The organism is Allobosea caraganae (assembly GCF_003351345.1).
Taxonomy (GTDB): Bacteria; Pseudomonadota; Alphaproteobacteria; order Rhizobiales; family Beijerinckiaceae; genus Allobosea; species Allobosea caraganae.
The window spans coordinates 36290-52856 of record NZ_QQTO01000001.1; the positions used below are offsets into that span (position 1 = coordinate 36290).

At 67.2% G+C, this 16567-nt stretch carries 16 protein-coding genes and 1 tRNA gene; 12 read left to right on the forward strand and 5 right to left on the reverse strand.

From position 1 onward, the window contains the following. Positions 1-12 precede the first annotated feature (12 nt). From coaA to DWF00_RS00210, 4 genes are read left to right on the forward strand one after another with little or no spacing between them, the layout of a single operon-like run. On the forward strand, positions 13-987 hold the full coding sequence (gene coaA, locus DWF00_RS00195) for a type I pantothenate kinase (RefSeq protein ID WP_114828850.1): 975 nt from the start codon (positions 13-15) through the stop codon (positions 985-987). After that, the gene (locus tag DWF00_RS00200; protein WP_114828525.1) at positions 988-1434 is read left to right on the forward strand and encodes a YqaA family protein; all 447 of its coding nucleotides are present in this window, start codon (positions 988-990) and stop codon (positions 1432-1434) included. Positions 1435-1494: 60 nt separating this feature from the next. Then, positions 1495-1845, forward strand: a complete 351-nt coding sequence (locus DWF00_RS00205) for a RidA family protein (RefSeq protein ID WP_114828526.1) — start codon at positions 1495-1497, stop codon at positions 1843-1845. Positions 1846-1892: 47 nt separating this feature from the next. Then, positions 1893-3248, forward strand: coding sequence for a coiled-coil domain-containing protein (locus tag DWF00_RS00210; protein WP_114828527.1), 1356 nt, complete (start codon positions 1893-1895; stop codon positions 3246-3248). Between the two features lie 156 nt (positions 3249-3404). Here DWF00_RS00210 and DWF00_RS00215 read toward each other — a convergent pair whose 3' ends face one another. Beyond that, positions 3405-4556, reverse strand: a complete 1152-nt coding sequence (locus DWF00_RS00215; protein WP_114828528.1) for an aminotransferase — start codon at positions 4554-4556, stop codon at positions 3405-3407. A 424-nt stretch (positions 4557-4980) separates the two neighbouring features. Between DWF00_RS00215 and DWF00_RS00220 the strand changes: the two genes are divergently transcribed. The 3 genes from DWF00_RS00220 to DWF00_RS00230 all read left to right on the forward strand — a co-directional run bounded on the left by DWF00_RS00220 (position 4981) and on the right by DWF00_RS00230 (position 9323). Then, a complete protein-coding gene (locus DWF00_RS00220) occupies positions 4981-6462 on the forward strand; it encodes a cobyric acid synthase (RefSeq protein ID WP_210207871.1) in 1482 nt (493 codons plus the stop codon). 228 nt (positions 6463-6690) lie between these two features. Next, positions 6691-7299 carry a TetR family transcriptional regulator gene (locus tag DWF00_RS00225; RefSeq protein WP_245973680.1) on the forward strand — a complete coding sequence of 203 codons (609 nt, stop codon included), beginning with the start codon at positions 6691-6693 and terminating at the stop codon, positions 7297-7299. Positions 7300-7358: 59 nt separating this feature from the next. Next, a complete protein-coding gene (locus DWF00_RS00230) occupies positions 7359-9323 on the forward strand; it encodes a nucleoside-diphosphate sugar epimerase/dehydratase (RefSeq protein WP_114828531.1) in 1965 nt (654 codons plus the stop codon). Here DWF00_RS00230 and DWF00_RS00235 read toward each other — a convergent pair. Both DWF00_RS00235 and DWF00_RS00240 read right to left on the reverse strand, forming a co-directional pair. Continuing rightward, positions 9247-10176 carry an NAD-dependent epimerase/dehydratase family protein gene (locus tag DWF00_RS00235; RefSeq protein WP_114828532.1) on the reverse strand — a complete coding sequence of 310 codons (930 nt, stop codon included), beginning with the start codon at positions 10174-10176 and terminating at the stop codon, positions 9247-9249. The two genes, DWF00_RS00230 and DWF00_RS00235, sit on opposite strands and share 77 nt — an antisense overlap. Then, positions 10166-11191 (reverse strand): MraY family glycosyltransferase, encoded by a 1026-nt coding sequence (locus tag DWF00_RS00240; RefSeq protein WP_245973681.1) that lies wholly within the window; start codon positions 11189-11191, stop codon positions 10166-10168. The genes DWF00_RS00235 and DWF00_RS00240 overlap by 11 nt, the downstream gene beginning before the upstream one ends. Positions 11192-11359: 168 nt before the next feature. Here DWF00_RS00240 and mmcB point away from each other — a divergent pair, with 168 nt between their 5' ends. After that, positions 11360-11821 carry a DNA repair putative endonuclease MmcB gene (gene mmcB / locus DWF00_RS00245; RefSeq protein ID WP_114828533.1) on the forward strand — a complete coding sequence of 154 codons (462 nt, stop codon included), beginning with the start codon at positions 11360-11362 and terminating at the stop codon, positions 11819-11821. Positions 11822-11869: 48 nt separating this feature from the next. On the opposite strand, the gene argE is transcribed toward mmcB, so the two are convergent. Next, positions 11870-13000: an acetylornithine deacetylase gene (argE, locus tag DWF00_RS00250; protein ID WP_114828852.1), complete on the reverse strand. Its 1131-nt coding sequence runs from the start codon at positions 12998-13000 to the stop codon at positions 11870-11872. Between the two features lie 44 nt (positions 13001-13044). Further along, positions 13045-13437, reverse strand: a complete 393-nt coding sequence (apaG, locus tag DWF00_RS00255; RefSeq protein ID WP_114828534.1) for a Co2+/Mg2+ efflux protein ApaG — start codon at positions 13435-13437, stop codon at positions 13045-13047. Positions 13438-13721: 284 nt separating this feature from the next. Between apaG and DWF00_RS00260 the strand changes: the two genes are divergently transcribed. The 4 genes from DWF00_RS00260 to DWF00_RS29265 all read left to right on the forward strand — a co-directional run bounded on the left by DWF00_RS00260 (position 13722) and on the right by DWF00_RS29265 (position 16532). Further along, positions 13722-14810, forward strand: coding sequence for a 2'-deoxycytidine 5'-triphosphate deaminase (locus DWF00_RS00260; protein ID WP_114828535.1), 1089 nt, complete (start codon positions 13722-13724; stop codon positions 14808-14810). A gap of 164 nt (positions 14811-14974) precedes the next feature. Then, positions 14975-15049: transfer RNA gene (locus DWF00_RS00265), tRNA-Gly, on the forward strand. Positions 15050-15232: 183 nt separating this feature from the next. Beyond that, positions 15233-16285 carry a RhuM family protein gene (gene rhuM, locus DWF00_RS00270; protein WP_114828536.1) on the forward strand — a complete coding sequence of 351 codons (1053 nt, stop codon included), beginning with the start codon at positions 15233-15235 and terminating at the stop codon, positions 16283-16285. A gap of 70 nt (positions 16286-16355) precedes the next feature. Then, positions 16356-16532, forward strand: a complete 177-nt coding sequence (locus DWF00_RS29265; protein WP_181832563.1) for a hypothetical protein — start codon at positions 16356-16358, stop codon at positions 16530-16532. Positions 16533-16567 lie beyond the last annotated feature (35 nt).

Consider the following 16567-nt stretch of genomic DNA (forward strand, 5'->3'; position numbering starts at 1 on the left):
GCGGGCCACCTCATGGACCAGCGTCTCATCCCGGCCCCGGCCGATCCGGATCTGGTCTCGCCCTACCGGACCTTCACCCGGGACGAATGGGCGCATCTGCGCGCCGATGCGCCGCTGACGCTCTCCGTCGACGACCTGACGCGGCTGCAATCGATCAACGATCCGATCTCGATCGACGAGATCGTGGCGATCTACCTGCCGCTCTCGCGCCTGCTCTCGCTCTACGTCGCCGCGACGCAGGGCCTGTTCAAGGCGACGCAGCGCTTCCTCCTCGCCGAGGCGGAGGTGAAGGTGCCCTATGTCATCGGCGTCGCCGGCTCGGTCGCGGTCGGCAAGTCGACCACGGCGCGCGTGCTGAAGGCGCTGCTCTCGCGCTGGCCGAACACGCCGAAGGTCGAGCTCGTCACCACGGACGGCTTCCTGCTGCCCAATTCCGAACTCGAGCGGCGTGGCCTGATGCAGCGCAAGGGCTTTCCGGAGAGCTATGACGGCGCGGCGATCCTGCGCTTCCTCTCCGACGTGAAGGCCGGCAAGCCGGCGGTCAGCGCCCCCGTCTACTCGCACCTGGTCTATGACGTCGTGCCCGGCGAGCAGGTCACAGTCGAGCGCCCCGACATCCTGATCCTGGAAGGGCTCAACGTCCTGCAGCCGAACCGGATGCCGCGCGACGGCAAGGCCATCCCCTTCGTCTCCGACTATTTCGACTTCTCGGTCTATCTCGACGCGCATGAGGACGACCTGCACCGCTGGTACGTCAATCGCTTCATGACGCTGCGCCAGACCGCCTTCCGCGATCCGCGCTCCTTCTTCCGCAAATATGCCGAGATCGGCGAGGAGGAGGCGCTCGCCATCGCGCAGAACCTCTGGACCGGCATCAACCTGCCGAACCTGCGCGAGAACATCCTGCCGACGCGCCAGCGCGCCAGCCTGATCCTGACCAAGGGTGCGAGCCATCGCATCCAGCAGGTCGCGCTGCGGCGCCTCTGAATGGAGGCGTTCGGCTCGCTCGCCCTGATGGCGGGCGCGGCTTTCGTGGCGGCGACGATCCTGCCGGCGCAGTCGGAGGCGGTCTTCCTCGGCCTGCTCATGGCCGGGAGCGTGGATCCGCTGGCGCTGTTCGTCACCGCCAGCCTCGCCAACACGGCCGGCTCCGTCCTCAACTGGTGGATCGGCCGGCTGATCGCGCGAGGCGGGCTCGACCGGCTGCCGGCAAGGTGGCGGCCCGACCCCGACAAACTCGCCAAGGCGCAGGCCTGGTTCGGCCGCTTCGGCTGGCCGTCGCTGCTCTTCGCCTGGTTGCCGGTCGGCGGCGATCCGCTGACCGTGGTCGCGGGCACGCTGAACTATCCGCTTGGCCGCTTCGTCCTGCTGGTGCTGATCGGCAAGGCGGCGCGCTACGCCTTGCTTTGGGCTGGGTGGGCGGTCGCTGCGTAAGCGTTTGCACCTGAGCGCGGGCCACGCTACCAGCAAATCCCTTCTTCAGGAGACTTGATCATGAGCATTCAGCGCATCGGTGTCGGCCCCCGCATGTCCAAGGCCGTCGTTCACGGCGACACCGTCTATCTCGCCGGTCAGGTCGCCGATAAGGCGGCGGGTAAGAGCGTCGCCGAGCAGACCGCCGACATTCTCGGCATCATCGACGGCCTCCTGACTGAAGCCGGCACCGACAAGACCAAGCTCCTGATGGTCAACATCTGGCTGTCCGACATCTCGACCTTCGCCGAGATGAACGGCGTCTGGGACAAGTGGATCGTCGAGGGCCAGACCCCGGGCCGCGCCACGGTCGAGGCCAAGCTCGCTGCGCCGCAATTCACGGTAGAGATCGCGGTCGTCGCTGCGAAGTGATCATTCGGTAGGGCATGAACCCGGAACTCTCCAGCATATTGGCCCGAGTGGTCCAGAACGGGGGCGCGCCCCCCGCTCTGCTGCTCGGCGTGCTGGCCTCGATGGGCGAGGCGTCCGGGAAGCCGGATTTCAGCCGCATCGAGCATGATCTCCTGCGCAAGGCCGACGACTTCCGGGCCTTGCGCGCACGCCTGCTGACGCCGCTGGGACTTGATTCCGAGTTCGACCGGCTGCGGGCCGAGGCGGTGCGCGCGCTGGCGGAAGGCCGGCTCGCGGAGGCCGATCGCACCCTCGCCCAGGCCGAGCAGCGCAATCTCGACGGCGTGAGCGCGGCCGACAAGATGTCGAAGGAGCGGCTGCTCATCGCCGCCAGGGGCCGCGCCGACCGCGGCGCGACCGCTCTGCTCCAGCTCAATCCGAAGGCCTATCGCGACGCGGCCGAGCGCTTTGCCGAGGCTGCCCTCATCGCCGAATCGGCGGAAGCCGAGCGCGGCCGCGCCTATGCGCTGATGCAGGCCGACGCGCTGGCGCGGATCGGCGCGGATTTCCGCGACAGGAGCGGCTTCGCCGCCTCGATCACCCATCTGCGCAGCATGCTCGCCAAGCTCGACAATTTCGAGCAGACGGTGGCCTGGGCCGAGGCCCAGATGCGCCTGGCGCGCTCGCTGACCGGATTGGCCTATCTCGAGCCCGAAACGTCGGCCCTGCGTGAAGCCGCCGACATTTATCGGACGACGCTGGAGGATCTCCGCGAGAAGCAGGCGCCGAGGCTATGGCTGACGTTCCATAGCCGTTTGGGCGAGGTTCTGGCGCGGCTCGGCGAGCGTGAGGACGATGCGGTGCTGCTCGCGGAGGGCGTCGATGCCTTCCGCACCGCGCTGGCGGGGACGACCCAGGCCGATGCGCCGCGCGAATGGACCCGCCTCCAGTTCGAGTTCGGCAAGGCGCTGGTGTCGCTGGGGCTTCGGGCCAGTGGAGCCTCCGCGCTTGAGGCGGCGGTGAACTGCTTCAAGCTGGTGCTCGACCAGCGCAGGCGCGACAGCGCTCCGCTCGACTGGGCCGAGGTGCAGGATCGCATCGGCTTCGCGCTCGCCAGCCTATCGGCGCACTACCGCGAAGACGTGGTGCTGGAGGAAGCCATCGCCGCCTACGACGCTGCGCTCGAGGAGCGGCGGCGCGAGACGGTGCCGGCCTTGTGGGCGCAGAGCGCCGGCGGCCGTGCCGAGGCGCGGCTGCAACTTGCCAGGAGATTGTCCGACCGCGCCCTGGCCGAGCAGGCCGCCGGCGAATTGATGGGCGTCATCGAGACTTTGCGCGGCCTTGACCACGCAGCGGACGCCAAGCGCTTCGAGCCACGGCTGGTCGAGGCCGGCGCGCTGATCCAGCAGCTGCGCAAGGGCTGAAAGCAGGAACCTCAGCCCTCATCCTGAGGAGCGCCGAAGGCGCGTCTCGAAGGATACTCCAGAGGGCGCTGTGACCGCGAACTGGATCATCCTTCGAGACGCCGCTTTGCGGCTCCTCAGGATGAGGGCTGAAAAACTTCGATCAAGCCTTTGGACTCAGGCGGCTTTCTTCCAAGCCGCCAGCCGCTCCAGCGCCGCATCCAGCGTCGCGTCGTGCTTGGCGAAGCAGAAGCGCACCACGTTTTTCACGGCGCCCTCGGCATAGAAGGCGCTGACCGGGATCGCCGCGACGCCGTTCTCCGTCACCAGCCGCTGGCAGAAGGCGACGTCGTCGCTCTCGCCGAGCGGGGCGATGTCGACATTGAGGAAATAGGTGCCGACGCTCGGCAGCACGCTGAAGCCGAGCCCCTTCAGCCCATCGGCGAAGCGGTCGCGCGAGCGCTGGAAATCGGCGCGCATGCCCTCGAAATACGAATCGTCCTTGCCGAGCCCGTAGGCGACGGCGGCCTGCAGGTTCGGCGGCGTGGTGAAGGTGACGTATTGATGCGCCTTTGACAGCACCCGCATCAGCTTGGGCGCCGCCATCACCATCCCGACCTTCCAGCCGGTCAGCGAGAAGATCTTGCCGGCCGAGGAGATCTTCACCGTGCGCTCGCGCATGCCGGGTCGGGCCAGCATCGGCTTGTGGCGGTGGCCGTCGAAGACGACGTGCTCCCAGACCTCGTCGCAGATCGCGACGGCGTCGTGGCGGATGCAGAAATCGGCGAGCAGGTCGAGATCGGCCTCGCTGAAGATCGTCGCGGTCGGGTTCAGCGGGTTGTTGAACAGCACGACCTTGGTCTTCGGCGAGAAGGCCCTGGCGAGCGCCTCTTCTGTCAACCCGAAGGCCGGCGGGGTCAGCGTCACGAATTTCGGGATGCCGCCGGCCCGGCGCACCAGCGGCAGGTAGGCGTCGTACATCGGCTCGAACAGCACGACCTCGTCGCCCGGCGTGATCAGCGCCATCAGTGCTCCCGCGATCGCCTCGGTCGCGCCCGAGGTGACCATGACTTCGCTGTCGGCATCGAGGTCGAGCCCCTGCCAGTGCTTGAAATGGGTCGCGGCCGCCTGACGCAGCTCGGGGATGCCCATCATCGGCGGATACTGGTTCCAGCCGTTGACCACGGCGTCGGCGGCCTTCTGCCGCACGTCGAGCGGGCCGGGATCGTCGGGAAAGCCTTGGCCGAGATTGACCGCGCCGGTCTCGCGCGCGAGGCGCGACATCACTTCGAAGACGCTGGTCTGCAGGGCGGAGAAGATCGGGTTCATCGCAATTACGTCTGGTTCGGCTGCGAAAGAGGCCGCGCCCCTAGCACGTCCTGCGCCGCCGCGCACGCTTTCCGGACATGGCGTACCCGCCAAAACATACTGACTGATGAATGTTGACATTCATCAGCGATCAATGTTTATCTCTCGTCAGCCGGTTCACGGACGTGCCTGCGGTTTCTTCGCCCCTTTGGAACTGCAGGTCACACCGTGAGCCGGTGAACCTCCCTTCGCCCGCCGCATCGCTTGCCTGCGCCCAAGGCGCAGCCTAAGAGGCTGGCCGGAACACCCTGAGCCCTCATCCTGAGGAGCGGACTTTAGTCCGCGTCTCGAAGGATGTTTCGGAGGGCGCTGGATCATCCTTCGAGACGCGCTTCGCGCTCCTCAGGATGAGGGCTGAGATTCCAGACGGCTCCGGGCAAGCTGCATGGCCGAGCGCAGACCCACCCCCGCCCTGATGATCCTCGGCACCGGCTCGAATGTCGGCAAGTCGCTGATCGTGGCCGGGCTCTGCCGGCTCTTCGCCGATCGCGGGCTCAAGGTGCGCCCGTTCAAGCCGCAGAACATGTCGAACAACGCCGCCGCGACCGCGCATGGCGAGATCGGCCGCGCCCAAGCCTTGCAGGCGCGCGCCGCCCGCGTCGCCCCGCATGTCGACATGAACCCGGTCCTGCTCAAGCCGGAGAGCGACACCGGCAGCCAGATCATCCTGCAAGGCCGCGTCGCCGGCCATCTTTCCTCCGGCGACTTCACCCGGCGTGGCGATTTCCTGCCCAAGGTGCTGGAGAGCTTCGAGCGGCTCTCGGCTGAGGCCGATCTCGTGCTGGTCGAGGGCGCCGGCTCGCCGGCCGAGACCAACCTGCGCGCCCGCGACATCGCCAATCTCGGCTTCGCCCGCGCGGCCAACGTGCCGGCCGTGCTCGTCGGTGACATCGACCGCGGCGGCGTCATCGCCAGCCTGGTCGGCAGTCATGCCGTGCTCGACGAGGCCGATCGCGCGATGATTCGCGCCTTCGCCATCAACCGCTTCCGCGGCGACGTCTCGCTCTTCCGCGATGGCGTGACGACGATCTCGCGGGCGACCGGCTGGCCCTGCCTCGGCGTCGTGCCCTGGTTCAACGAAGCCGTCCACCTGCCGGCCGAGGACGGGCTCGACCTCAGCGCCGGCGCGCCCAAGCGGGGAGCGGTGCTCAAGGTCGCCGTCCCCGTCCTGCCCGGCATCGCCAATTTCGACGATCTCGACCCGCTGAAGCAGGAGGACAAGGTCGAACTCGTCATGGTCCGGCGTGGCACGGCGCTGCCGGGAGACGCCGATCTCGTCATCCTGCCGGGATCGAAGACGACCATGCGCGATCTCGCCATGCTGCGGGCCGAAGGCTGGGACATCGACATAGCAGCCCATCATCGCCGCGGCGGCCATGTCCTCGGCCTCTGCGGCGGCTACCAGATTTTGGGCCGCGTCGTGCGCGATCCGCTTGGGCTGGAGGGCCCGCCCGGCGAGGCCGATGGCCTCGGCCTGCTCGACGTCGAGACTGTGCTGGAGCAGGCTAAGACCGTGCGCGAGGTCGCCTTCAGCCATGCTGCGAGCGGTGCCGAGGGGCGAGCCTACGAGATTCATCTCGGTCGCAGCGAGGGGCCCGACACTGCCCGCGCGCCGTTCCGCGTCGGTGAGCGGGCAGAAGGAGCGGTCAGCGCCGATGGCCGCGTTACCGGCACCTATCTGCACGGCGTCTTCAGCTCCGATGCCGTCCGCGCCGCCTGCCTGGCGCAACTTGCCGGCCGGGCGCTGAATTCAGGTCTGAACTATGAAGCACAAGTCGACGCGGTGCTCGACCGTCTCGCCGCTCATCTTGGGCGTTACCTCGATATCGAGGCGATCCTGGCGCTAGCCCATGCGCGTTCGTTCTGAAGCGCGCCGTCTCTTCACTTCACTATACCCTGGACGCGGGTCCAATATCACGGGAACGACATTGCCCGCTGCGGGTTGACGTAGTACTCAGCAAGCGATCTCCCGACAGGAATTGGCAGCAGCGCCCGGATAAAGCCTTTATTCGCCATGGCGTTGACGATTGATGAAATTCGTCATACTGATCAATTCCCGCCCGTCACCGCCGACCAACCGAACGGGAAACCCGAGTTGAGCATCCCCGAGCGCGACACGCGGCAGAGCATCGTCGATACGGCAGAGCGCTTCTTCCGCGACATCGGCTACCAGAAGACGACGGTGGCCGACATCGCCAAGTCGCTGCGGATGAGCCCGGCCAACGTCTATCGCTTCTTCGACTCGAAGAAGTCGATCAACGAAGCCGTGCTGGCGCGCTTCAAGGGCGAGCTCGAAGAGGCCATGGCGGCGATCGCCTCCGAGCCGCGCTCGGCCGGCGGCCGCCTGCGCGACATCCTCGCCCTAGTCTACCGCGTCAATTCCGCCCGCTTCGCCGACCAGCTGCGCATGCAGGAGATGGTCTGCGCCGCGATGGAGGAGAGCTGGGACGCCATCCTCGGCCATATCGCCCGCTTCGACGCGCTGCTGCGCCGGGTCATCGCCGAAGGCGTCGACAATGGCGAGTTCCGCAAGATCGATCCGGACCAGGCGACGAGCTGCGTCCGCACCGCCCTGATCCGCTTCCATCACCCGCTGCTGATCCTGCAATGCGAGCGCGTTCCCGGCCCGACGCTCGAGGAATTCATCGAGTTCGTCATGGCCGCGTTGGAGCAGCCGGCGGCCAAGGCCAAAGAGTCCGCCTGAGAATTCGCAGACGGGCTTGCGTTGACAAGCTGCTTGGGGAGCGGGATACCCCCGCGGGCATGGCCATCAACAGCAAGCAGAACCTGAAGAAGCTCGCCGTCATCGCCCATGACCTCGTGGTCACGGCGCTGGCGATCCCGCTCGTCTTCTTCGTGCGCTTCGAGGGCCTGCTGCTCGATGAGCGCATGCGCTATTTGCCGAGCTTCCTGCCCTTCTTCGTGGCCTATGCCGGGGCGGTCTACTGGTTCTTCTCGCTCTACCGCTCGAAATGGCGCTTCGCCTCGCTGCCGGACCTGTCCAACATCGTCAAGGCGGTCTCGATCCTGTCGCTGACGCTGCTGGTCATCGACTACGTCCTGATCGCGCCGAACATCTACGGTGCGTTCTATTTCGGCAAGATCACCATCGCGCTCTACTGGCTGGTCCAGATCGCGCTGCTCGGCGGCCCGCGGCTGGCCTATCGCTACTTCAAGTACTCGCGCTCGAAGCACCAGGCGCAGCGCGACGCGGCCCTGCCGGCGCTGATCCTCGGCCGCGGCGTCGAGGTCGAGATGGTCATCCGTGCCATGGAATCGGGCACGATGCGCCGGCTGCGCCCGGCCGGCATCCTCTCGCCGCGCTCCGACGACCTCGGACAGTCGATCCGCGGCGTGCCGGTGCTCGGCCTCCTCTCGCAGATCGAGACCGTGGCGACCGACGCGGCCGAGCGCGGCGAAGCCTTCCGCCGCATCGTCGCGACCTCCAGCGCGCTCGCGCCGGAGGCCGAGCCGGACAAGTGGCTGGCGCGCACGCGCAAGCTGGCGCTGCCGATCTCGCGGCTGGACACCTTTGGCGAGGGCGCGCGCGATAACGAGCTCGCGCCACTCGAGATCGAGGACTTGCTGGTCCGCCCCTCGGTCAAGATCGACCGCGAGCGCCTCGGCAACTTCCTGAAGGGCAAGCGCGTCATCGTCACCGGCGGCGGCGGCTCGATCGGCTCCGAGATCTGCCTGCGCTGCGCCGCCTTCGGCGCGGCCGAGCTGCTCGTGGTCGAAAGCTCGGAGCCTGCGCTCTTCCAGGTCACCGAGGAGCTGGCGGCGGCGAAATACGACATGGTCGTCTCCGGCGCGCTCGCCGATGTCCGCGACCGTGCCCGGCTGAATCCGCTCTTCCTGGGCTTCGCGCCCGACATCGTCATTCACGCCGCGGCGCTGAAGCACGTGCCCTATCTCGAGGCCGACTGGGCCGAGGGCATCAAGACCAACATCTTCGGCTCGATCAACGTCACCGACGCGGCCATCGCCGCCGGCGCCAAGATCTTCGTGATGATCTCGACCGACAAGGCGATCGAGCCCGTCTCGATGCTGGGCGCGACCAAGCGCTTCGCCGAGATGTACGCCCAATCGCGCGATGCGGAGTTCGTCGCAGCCGCCGCCGGCATGCGGCTCGTCGCCGTGCGCTTCGGCAATGTGCTGGGCTCGGTCGGCTCGGTCGTGCCCAAGTTCAAGGCGCAGATCGAGCGCGGCGGGCCGGTCACCGTGACCGATCCGGAGATGATCCGCTACTTCATGACGATCCGCGAGGCCTGCGACCTCGTGCTCACGGCTGCATCGCACGCCCGGGCCGATGGGCCGGAGGCCGAGCGCGCCGCCGTCTACGTGCTGAAGATGGGCCAGCCGGTGAAGATCATGGACCTGGCCGAGCGCATGATCCGCCTCGCCGGCTATGAGCCCAATGTCGATATCGAGATCGCCATCACCGGCGTGCGGCCTGGCGAGCGGCTGAACGAGATCCTCTTCGCCCGCGACGAGCCGATGGCCGAGACCGGCCTCGACGGCGTCATGGCGGCCAAGCCGATCTTCGCGGCGCGTGCCCGCATGCAGGGCTGGCAGTCGCGGCTGGAGGCAGCGGTGAAGGCCGATGACCGCGCCATGGCCGAGGCGGTGCTCGACGAGGCGATCCCCGATTTCAGCCGGCGCGAGCAGAAGCGGCCAGCCGCGCCAGCGCCTGCCTTGTCCCTGCCGGCGGCTGCCAGCCAGCCCTGAGCAGGGCATCCGGCCGCGCAACCAGCCCGCCGCTGAGCTTGGCGAAGGCGTCGCTTTTCCCGACGATCTGTGCTGCCAGCCTGAGCAGGCCGGCCGGCACCGGCACGAGGCTAGGCTTGCGCCCCAGACCTTGCCGCATCGCCGCGATCATCTCGGCCACGCTGATCGGCTCCGGATCGGAGACGATGTAGCTCCGCCGCGCCGGGCAGGGAGGCGTCAGCGCAAAGGCGACTGCTTCCGCGAGATTCTCGACGGCGACCAGCGAGCGCGGTGCCTTGAGATCGCCGAGCGGCAAGGGCACCGGCAGCCGCGCCAGCTTCAGCAGCGCCGCCATGTTGGCCTTCACGCCGGGACCATAGACCAGCACCGGCCGCAGCGAGACCCAGTCGAGATCGAGTGCCGCTAGTCCCTGCTCGGCTGCGAGCTTCGAGCGGCCATAGGCATCGTCGGGCCGGGGCTCGTCTGTTTCGCTGATCTCGGCGCTGTCGACATTGCCGATCTGCGCCTTGATCGAGGAGAGATAGACGAAGCGGGCTATACCCGCCTCCCGCGCCGCCTCGGCCAGTTCGAGCGTCGCCTCAGCGTTGATGCGCTGGTAGAGCGCCTCAATGAGCCCGGGTCCGGCATGGGCGAGGCCGGCGAGATGCACGACATGGCTGACGCCGGCGAGGGCGGGACGCCAATCTATGGGCTGGGCGAGATCGCCGGTGACGATGGCCTCGACGCCATCGGCGACAGGAGCGGCGTTTCGCTGCGTGATACGAACCAGATAACCTGCCGCTTGTAGCCGCGCGACGACATGCGGCCCGATGAAGCCGCTGGCGCCGGTGACGAGGACGCGCTCAGCCGGCAAGGCTGAACCGTTTCCGGGAGAAGCGGCGCAGCAGGATGCCCGTCAGCAGCAGCGCGGCGAACAATCCGGCGAACTGCACCCAGAAATTCGGGAAGGCGATGGTCATCGCCCCCAGCACGATCAGCCCAAGGTTGAGCAGCGCCACCTGCGCCACGATCTCGCTGACCGCGTAGCCGTTATTGGTCGCCTGCTGATAGAAATGCGAGCGATGCGCCTCCCAGACCTTCTCGCCCCGCGCCAGCCGGCGCAGCAGCGTGATCGTCGAATCCAGCACATGGTAGAGCGGCAGGATCAGCGCCGCAGTTAAGGCGCCGGTGCCCGCGAGGCGATAGAGCAGGTAGGCGGTCAGGAGGCCGATCGGCAGCGAACCGACATCGCCGAGGAAGAGCCGCGCCGAGGGTTTGTTGAAGGGTGCAAAGCCGACGAGCCCGCCGAGCAGCGCTGCGGCAAGCAGGCCGCTGCCTTGGTCAAGCGGCCCGAGGATGCCGCAAAGCGCCAGCGCGCCGCAGAGCGGCACGATGCCCATCACGGTGATCCAGTCGATCCCGTCCATGAAGTTGGTGAGGTTGACGAACCAGACGCCGGCGAACAACGCCAGTGCCCGCTCCAGCGGCAAGGGCAGGGCCGGGAACAGCCGGACATCCGGCGCGGCGTAGAGCAGCACCAGCCCGACGCAGAGCGCCTGTAGGATCAGCCGCAGCCAGGCCGGCAGCGGCTTGATATCGTCCCAGGCGCCGACGATCGCCAGCAGGACGGATGCTGCCATCACCAGCAGCAGGGTGTCGCGCGCGCCAGCCGGGAGCGGCATGAACAGCAGCACGAGCCCCAGCGCCAGGAAGGCGCCGGCCAGCACGGCGATGCCGCCGCCCTGCGGCGTCGGGATGCGGTGGCTTGAGCGCGCGTTGGGCCGCGCCAACGCATAGCGCACCAGCAATGGCCGCAGCAGCACGCAGAGCCGTCCGGCCGCGGCGGCGGCGGCGACGGCGATCAGGAGGGGGGCGAAATAGGGTTCCAAGGCGGCGGCACCATAGTCGAGCGGGGCGAAATGCCTAGTGCCGATTGTCGTCTCGAGTCCGAAGAGGCTCAGCCCTCATCCTTCGGGACGCGCCTACGGCGCTCCTCAGGATGAGGGCTGTGGTTCGTTCGGCTTGCCAAGCAAGGCACAAAGAGTGAACATGAGCGAATGCCCGTTGCCAATCCCGCCCTGAATCCACCGCCTGCGCGGCCCGACATCACCCGCGCCGTCTGCCGCGGCGCTGGCCGTCATTTGCGCGAGCGCGGCTATGCCATCGTCAAGGAGATGACCTTCGCCAATGGCAGGCGCGGCGACATCGTCGCGCTCTCGCCTTCCGGCGAGTTGCTGGTGGTCGAGGTCAAATCCGGCATCGAGGACTATCGCGTCGACGGCAAATGGCCGGACTACCGCGAGTATTGCGACGGTTTCCTCTTTGCCGTGGCGCCGGAATTCCCGCGCGAAATCCTGCCTGACGATGTCGGGCTGATCGTCGCCGACGCCTATGGCGGCGAGCTGCTGCGCGATGCGCCGCGCCACCCGTTGGCGCCGGCCAGGCGCAAGATGCTGACCATCGCCTTCGCCAAGCTCGCGGCCGGCCGGCTGGCGCTGATCGAGGATCCGCAGGTCTAGGTTCTTCCCTCCTCCCTCGGGGGGGAAGGGAAACCGCGCCAGTACCAGCTATGCCCTGCAGCTCTCCAGCAGCCGTCGCATAAAGCCCTCGCCGGCGGCGATCTGCTCCAGCGTGATGTATTCATCCGGCTGGTGTGCCTGGTCAATCGAGCCGGGGCCGCAGACGATGGTCGGCAGGCCGGCGCGCTGGAAATGCCCGGCTTCGGTGGCATAGGCCACCGCGATGGTGCTGTTGCGCCCGGCGAGGCGCATGGCAAGTGCTTCGGCCTCCGAGCCGGGGTCGGGCGCAAGGCCGGGTACGTCCGAGGTCATCGCCGTCTCGATCGTAGACGAGGGCGCTGTCAGGCGCATGCGGGCGAGCACCGTCTCGGCGTAGGCCGCGAAGCGCCGCGGCACCTCGTCGGGGTCCGAGCCCGGCAGGCTGCGCACCTCCCAGGCGATCTCGCAGCGATCGGCCAGGATGTTGCGGGCGATGCCGCCATGCAGCTTGCCGACATGCACCGTGTCGTAGGGCGGGTCGAAGCGGCCGCTGGCATCGCGCCGCCCCTCGAACTCCACCGCCATCCGGTCGAGCTCGGCTGCGAGCAGAGCGCCGGCATGGACGGCGCTGGCGCCGAGCTGCGGCTTGGAGGAATGGGCGGCGAAGCCGGTGACGACCGTGTTGAAGGTGCGGATGCCCTTATGCGCGTCGGTGACGTCGAGCGAGGTCGGCTCGCCGACGATGACGGCGCGCGGGCGCGGCAGCTCATGACCCATCGCGGCGATGCCGTCGATGACGCCGAGGCAGGAGACCTCCTCGTCATAGGACAGGAAGAGGTGGATCGGCGTCTTGAGGTTCGCCGCCAGGAAATCCGGCACCAGCGCCAGCGCGAGCGCGACGAAGCCCTTCATGTCGACCGCGCCGCGGCCAAACGCCTTGCCATCGGCGACATGCAGGGTGAAGGGATCGCGCGACCAGTTTTGGCCCGCCACCGGCACGACATCGGTATGGCCGGAGAGCACGACGCCGCCGCGATCACTCGGGCCGATCGTGGCGAAGAGCGCCGCCTTGTCGCCCTCGGCATTGGGGAAGCGGTGATAGGGCACCCCGCAGCCGTCGAGGTAATCGGCGACGAAGGCGATCAGGTCGAGATTGGACTTGTGGCTGACGGTGTCGAACGCGACGAGGCGGGCGAGCATCTCGAGCGGCGCGTAACGCTGCGCGCTCGGCTTTGGCTGGGCAGTCAATGCAGGACCTTCTTCACATAGGGGGAATCGAGGGGAAACAGCGGCACCTCGACATCAAAGACCGTGCCATCCTCGCCGAGCATGGCATAGAAGCCCTGCATCGAGCCGTCCGGCGTCATCAGCGGGCAGCCGGAGGTGTAGCTGAAGCTCTCGCCGGGGCGCAGCACGGGCTGCTTGCCGATGACCCCCTCGCCGCGGACTTCATGGACCTCGCCCTTGCCGTCGGTGATGCGCCAATAGCGCGTCATCAGCTGGATCGTCTTCGGCGACAGGTTGATGATCTCGATGGTGTAGGCCCAGAAATAGCGGCCCTGCTGATGGGAGGATTCCTTCTCCATGAACTCGGGTACGGCGATGACGCGGACGTCATGGGTCTGTGCCTGGTACATGCTCGCTGCTCCACCCCTGAAGCGGGCGCCGGCCAGCCGCGCTCGGCCACCTGCGACGGCCTTGTTATGGGCCGGCTGCCGACAGCGTCAATCCCGTAGCGGCAGCGCGCCGCATCATTCTCGCGTGGACAACCGGCGCTGGGCGGGCATGAAGCGGGCGAGCGCGCTTGGCCTTTGCGCCCAGCTCTCATTAATAAGTGAGAGCATGATGTCGGCCGAAAATCGGTTTCCACTTTTCGGCATCATGCTCTAGCCGTGGTCCTTCTCACTGGTCCGACATCGCCTTGCAGCCCTTCTCGCCCGGCATCCAGCCCGACAGCCGCATCCGTGCCTTCATCGAGGAAGGCGTGATCGGATTGGCGCATCCGCCAGCCGAAGGCCAGATCCAGCCGGCGAGCCTCGACCTCCGGCTCGGCGAGAAGGCCTATCGCGTTCGCGCCAGCTTCCTGCCTGGACCCGGCCGGACCGTGCAGGAGCGGCTCGACAGCCTCGCCCTGCACGAGATCGACCTGACGCGCGGCGCGGTGCTGGAGACCGGCTGCGTCTATGTCGCGGAGCTGATGGAGAGCCTCGCCCTGCCCAAGGGCCTGCGCGCCGCCGCCAACCCGAAGAGCTCGACCGGTCGGCTCGACGTCTTCACCCGCGTCATCACCGACCGCGCCCGCGAGTTCGACCTGGTGGAAGAGGGCTATGAGGGCCCGCTCTTCATCGAGATTTCGCCGCGAACCTTCCCAGTGCTGGTGCGCTCCGGTTCCCGCCTGTCGCAGATCCGCTTCCGCGCCGGCGAGACCAGGCTCGACGACAAGGCGCTCGGCGAATTGCACGAGCGCGAGACCTTGGTCAGCTCGGCCACGCCCTCCTTCCAGAGCGGCGTCGCCGTCAGCGTCGACCTCGCGGGGTTCGACGGCCTGATCGGCTATCGCGGCAAGCACCACACCGCGCTGGTCGACGTCGACCGCCCCGGCGCCTATCGCGCCGCCGAGTTCTGGGAGCCGATTCCGTCCGACGGCTCGCGCGCGCTGATCCTCGATCCCGACCAGTTCTACATCCTCGCCTCCAAGGAAGCGGTGCACGTGCCGCCGGACTACGCGGCCGAGATGACGCCGTTCGACGCGCTCGTCGGCGAGTTCCGGGTGCATTATGCCGGCTTCTTCGACCCCGGCTTCGGCCATAGCGCCGCCGGCGGCACGGGCGCGCGCGCCGTGCTCGAAGTGCGCTCGCGCGACGTGCCCTTCATCATCGAGGACGGCCAGATCGTCGGCCGGCTGGTCTACGAGAAGATGGCTGCCCGGCCCGAGGCGCTCTACGGCGCCGACCTGAAGTCGAACTACCAGGGCCAGGCGCTCAAGCTCTCCAAGCACTTTCACGATTGAGCCAAGCGCGGCGTCCCGCACGAGTTGCCGGATGACACCGGCGCCGGAAGCCTTCGGCCGATTTTTTTGAGCACGCTCCCATCGAAAAGCGCATTCCACTTTCGCGGAACATGCTCTAAGAGAATCGCGTCCTCGCCGTTGATCAGCGGTCGCTGCGAGCGCATGCGGGCGTAGTTCAGTGGTAGAACGTCAGCTTCCCAAGCTGAATGTCGTCGGTTCGATCCCGATCGCCCGCTCCAACCCTCCTTCCTGCTTCTCCACTCAGGTTCGGTGCGCAACGGCTGCCGCACGCTGAATTGTACTCCGCGAGATGCCGGCCCGCTCGATTGATGCGCGTGCGGACCATGCGGAGGTTGCAATTGACGGCGAAATCCCGCTAGAAATGTTGCCATTATGTTCTCTCTCTTGGGCCGGGCGCACCTATGGCAGATGATCAGAACGAGCCGGTCCGGCTGGTCGAGGACGCTGAAACCGGCGACCGATTCCTCGTCTACGGAACCGACAGGGGCTTGCGCCTCGATATCCGCTACGAGGGTGAAGTCCTATGGATGACGCAGGGCCAGATTGGTCAGCTTTTTGGTGTCGATCGCTCGGTCATCACCAAACACATCGCCAATGTCTACGCTGAAGCGGAACTCAACGCTGAGGCAACAAGTGCAAAAATTGCACAAGTTCGGCAGGAGGGGGCTCGTCAGGTCAGCCGCCAAATCGAGCACTATAACCTTGATGTAGTGATATCGGTCGGCTACCGCGTCTCATCCGCCCAGGCGACTATCTTCCGCCGCTGGGCGACCGGCATCCTGGTCCAGTTCGCCAGGACGGGCTTCGTGGTCGATGCCCAGCGGCTCAAGCAGCCGGACAATACCGACCGGGTCGCCGAGCTGCGCGAGATCATCCGCGACATCCGGTCGGATGAAGCGAGTGTCTATCGCGAACTGCGCAAGATCTGCGCCCTGTGCCAGGACTATGATGGCAGCGCGGAAATCGCCCGTGCATTCTACCAGCGCACGCAGGCGAAGCTGGTTTACGCCGTAACCTCGCAGACTCCCGCGGAAATCATCGTCGGCCGGGCCGATCACACCGCCGAGAACATGGGCCTGCGGACGTGGCCGAACGACAACATTCGGAAGAGCGATGTCGGCGTCTCCAAGAACTACCTGTCGGACCGGGAGGTGAAGGAGCTGAACCGGCTCACCACGATCCTGCTCGACATCTTCGAAGACCAGCTGGATCTGGGCAGGCTGGTTGTCATGCAGGACGCTCAGACCCTGCTCGACCAGCAATTGCAGCAGCTTGGACGCGCCGTCCTTCGAACCGGTGGATCGGTGAAAGCCGAGGACGCCAAGCGGCTCGCTGAGCGGCACTACGAAAGCTTCGATCAGAGCCGCAAGCTGCAACGCCATGACGAGGCGGATCAGCAGATCGCGGCTTTGGCGGCAGAGGCAAAGGGATTGCCGAAGACGCCGCGTCGCTAGGTTCCGGCAAAGCCCCCTGCGTCACGGTTGCCGCTTTCGGCGGCAGCGCGCTGCGACTATGTTCACCGGCATGACGCAGCCTGATCATACGCAGGATGAGACGACCGCCCCAATCTCGCGGACCGGCATCCTGCTGCTCGGCGGCGGGGCCGGCAGCCTGCTGCTGACCGGGCTGCTGCTCTGGTGGCGCGAGGGCGACCGGCTCTTCACCGACGGGCTGATCGCCGCGCTCGTCGCCTGCTTCTGAGGCGCTCACCTTCAAACCCGCTGCCGCGCGAGGAC

Excerpts from the sequence above, each read along its gene's own strand:
- DWF00_RS00220 (WP_210207871.1), top strand. The coding sequence starts at position 4,981 with ATGGCCGAGCGCAGACCCACCCCCGCCCTGATGATCCTCGGCACCGGC.
- DWF00_RS00215 (WP_114828528.1), bottom strand. The coding sequence starts at position 4,556 with ATGAACCCGATCTTCTCCGCCCTGCAGACCAGCGTCTTCGAAGTGATG.
- mmcB (WP_114828533.1), top strand. The coding sequence starts at position 11,360 with ATGCCCGTTGCCAATCCCGCCCTGAATCCACCGCCTGCGCGGCCCGAC.
- coaA (WP_114828850.1), top strand. The coding sequence starts at position 13 with ATGGACCAGCGTCTCATCCCGGCCCCGGCCGATCCGGATCTGGTCTCG.
- apaG (WP_114828534.1), bottom strand. The coding sequence starts at position 13,437 with ATGTACCAGGCACAGACCCATGACGTCCGCGTCATCGCCGTACCCGAG.
- DWF00_RS00205 (WP_114828526.1), top strand. The coding sequence starts at position 1,495 with ATGAGCATTCAGCGCATCGGTGTCGGCCCCCGCATGTCCAAGGCCGTC.
- argE (WP_114828852.1), bottom strand. The coding sequence starts at position 13,000 with ATGCTCGCCCGCCTCGTCGCGTTCGACACCGTCAGCCACAAGTCCAAT.
- rhuM (WP_114828536.1), top strand. The coding sequence starts at position 15,233 with ATGGCAGATGATCAGAACGAGCCGGTCCGGCTGGTCGAGGACGCTGAA.
- DWF00_RS29265 (WP_181832563.1), top strand. The coding sequence starts at position 16,356 with ATGACGCAGCCTGATCATACGCAGGATGAGACGACCGCCCCAATCTCG.
- DWF00_RS00200 (WP_114828525.1), top strand. The coding sequence starts at position 988 with ATGGAGGCGTTCGGCTCGCTCGCCCTGATGGCGGGCGCGGCTTTCGTG.
- DWF00_RS00230 (WP_114828531.1), top strand. The coding sequence starts at position 7,359 with ATGGCCATCAACAGCAAGCAGAACCTGAAGAAGCTCGCCGTCATCGCC.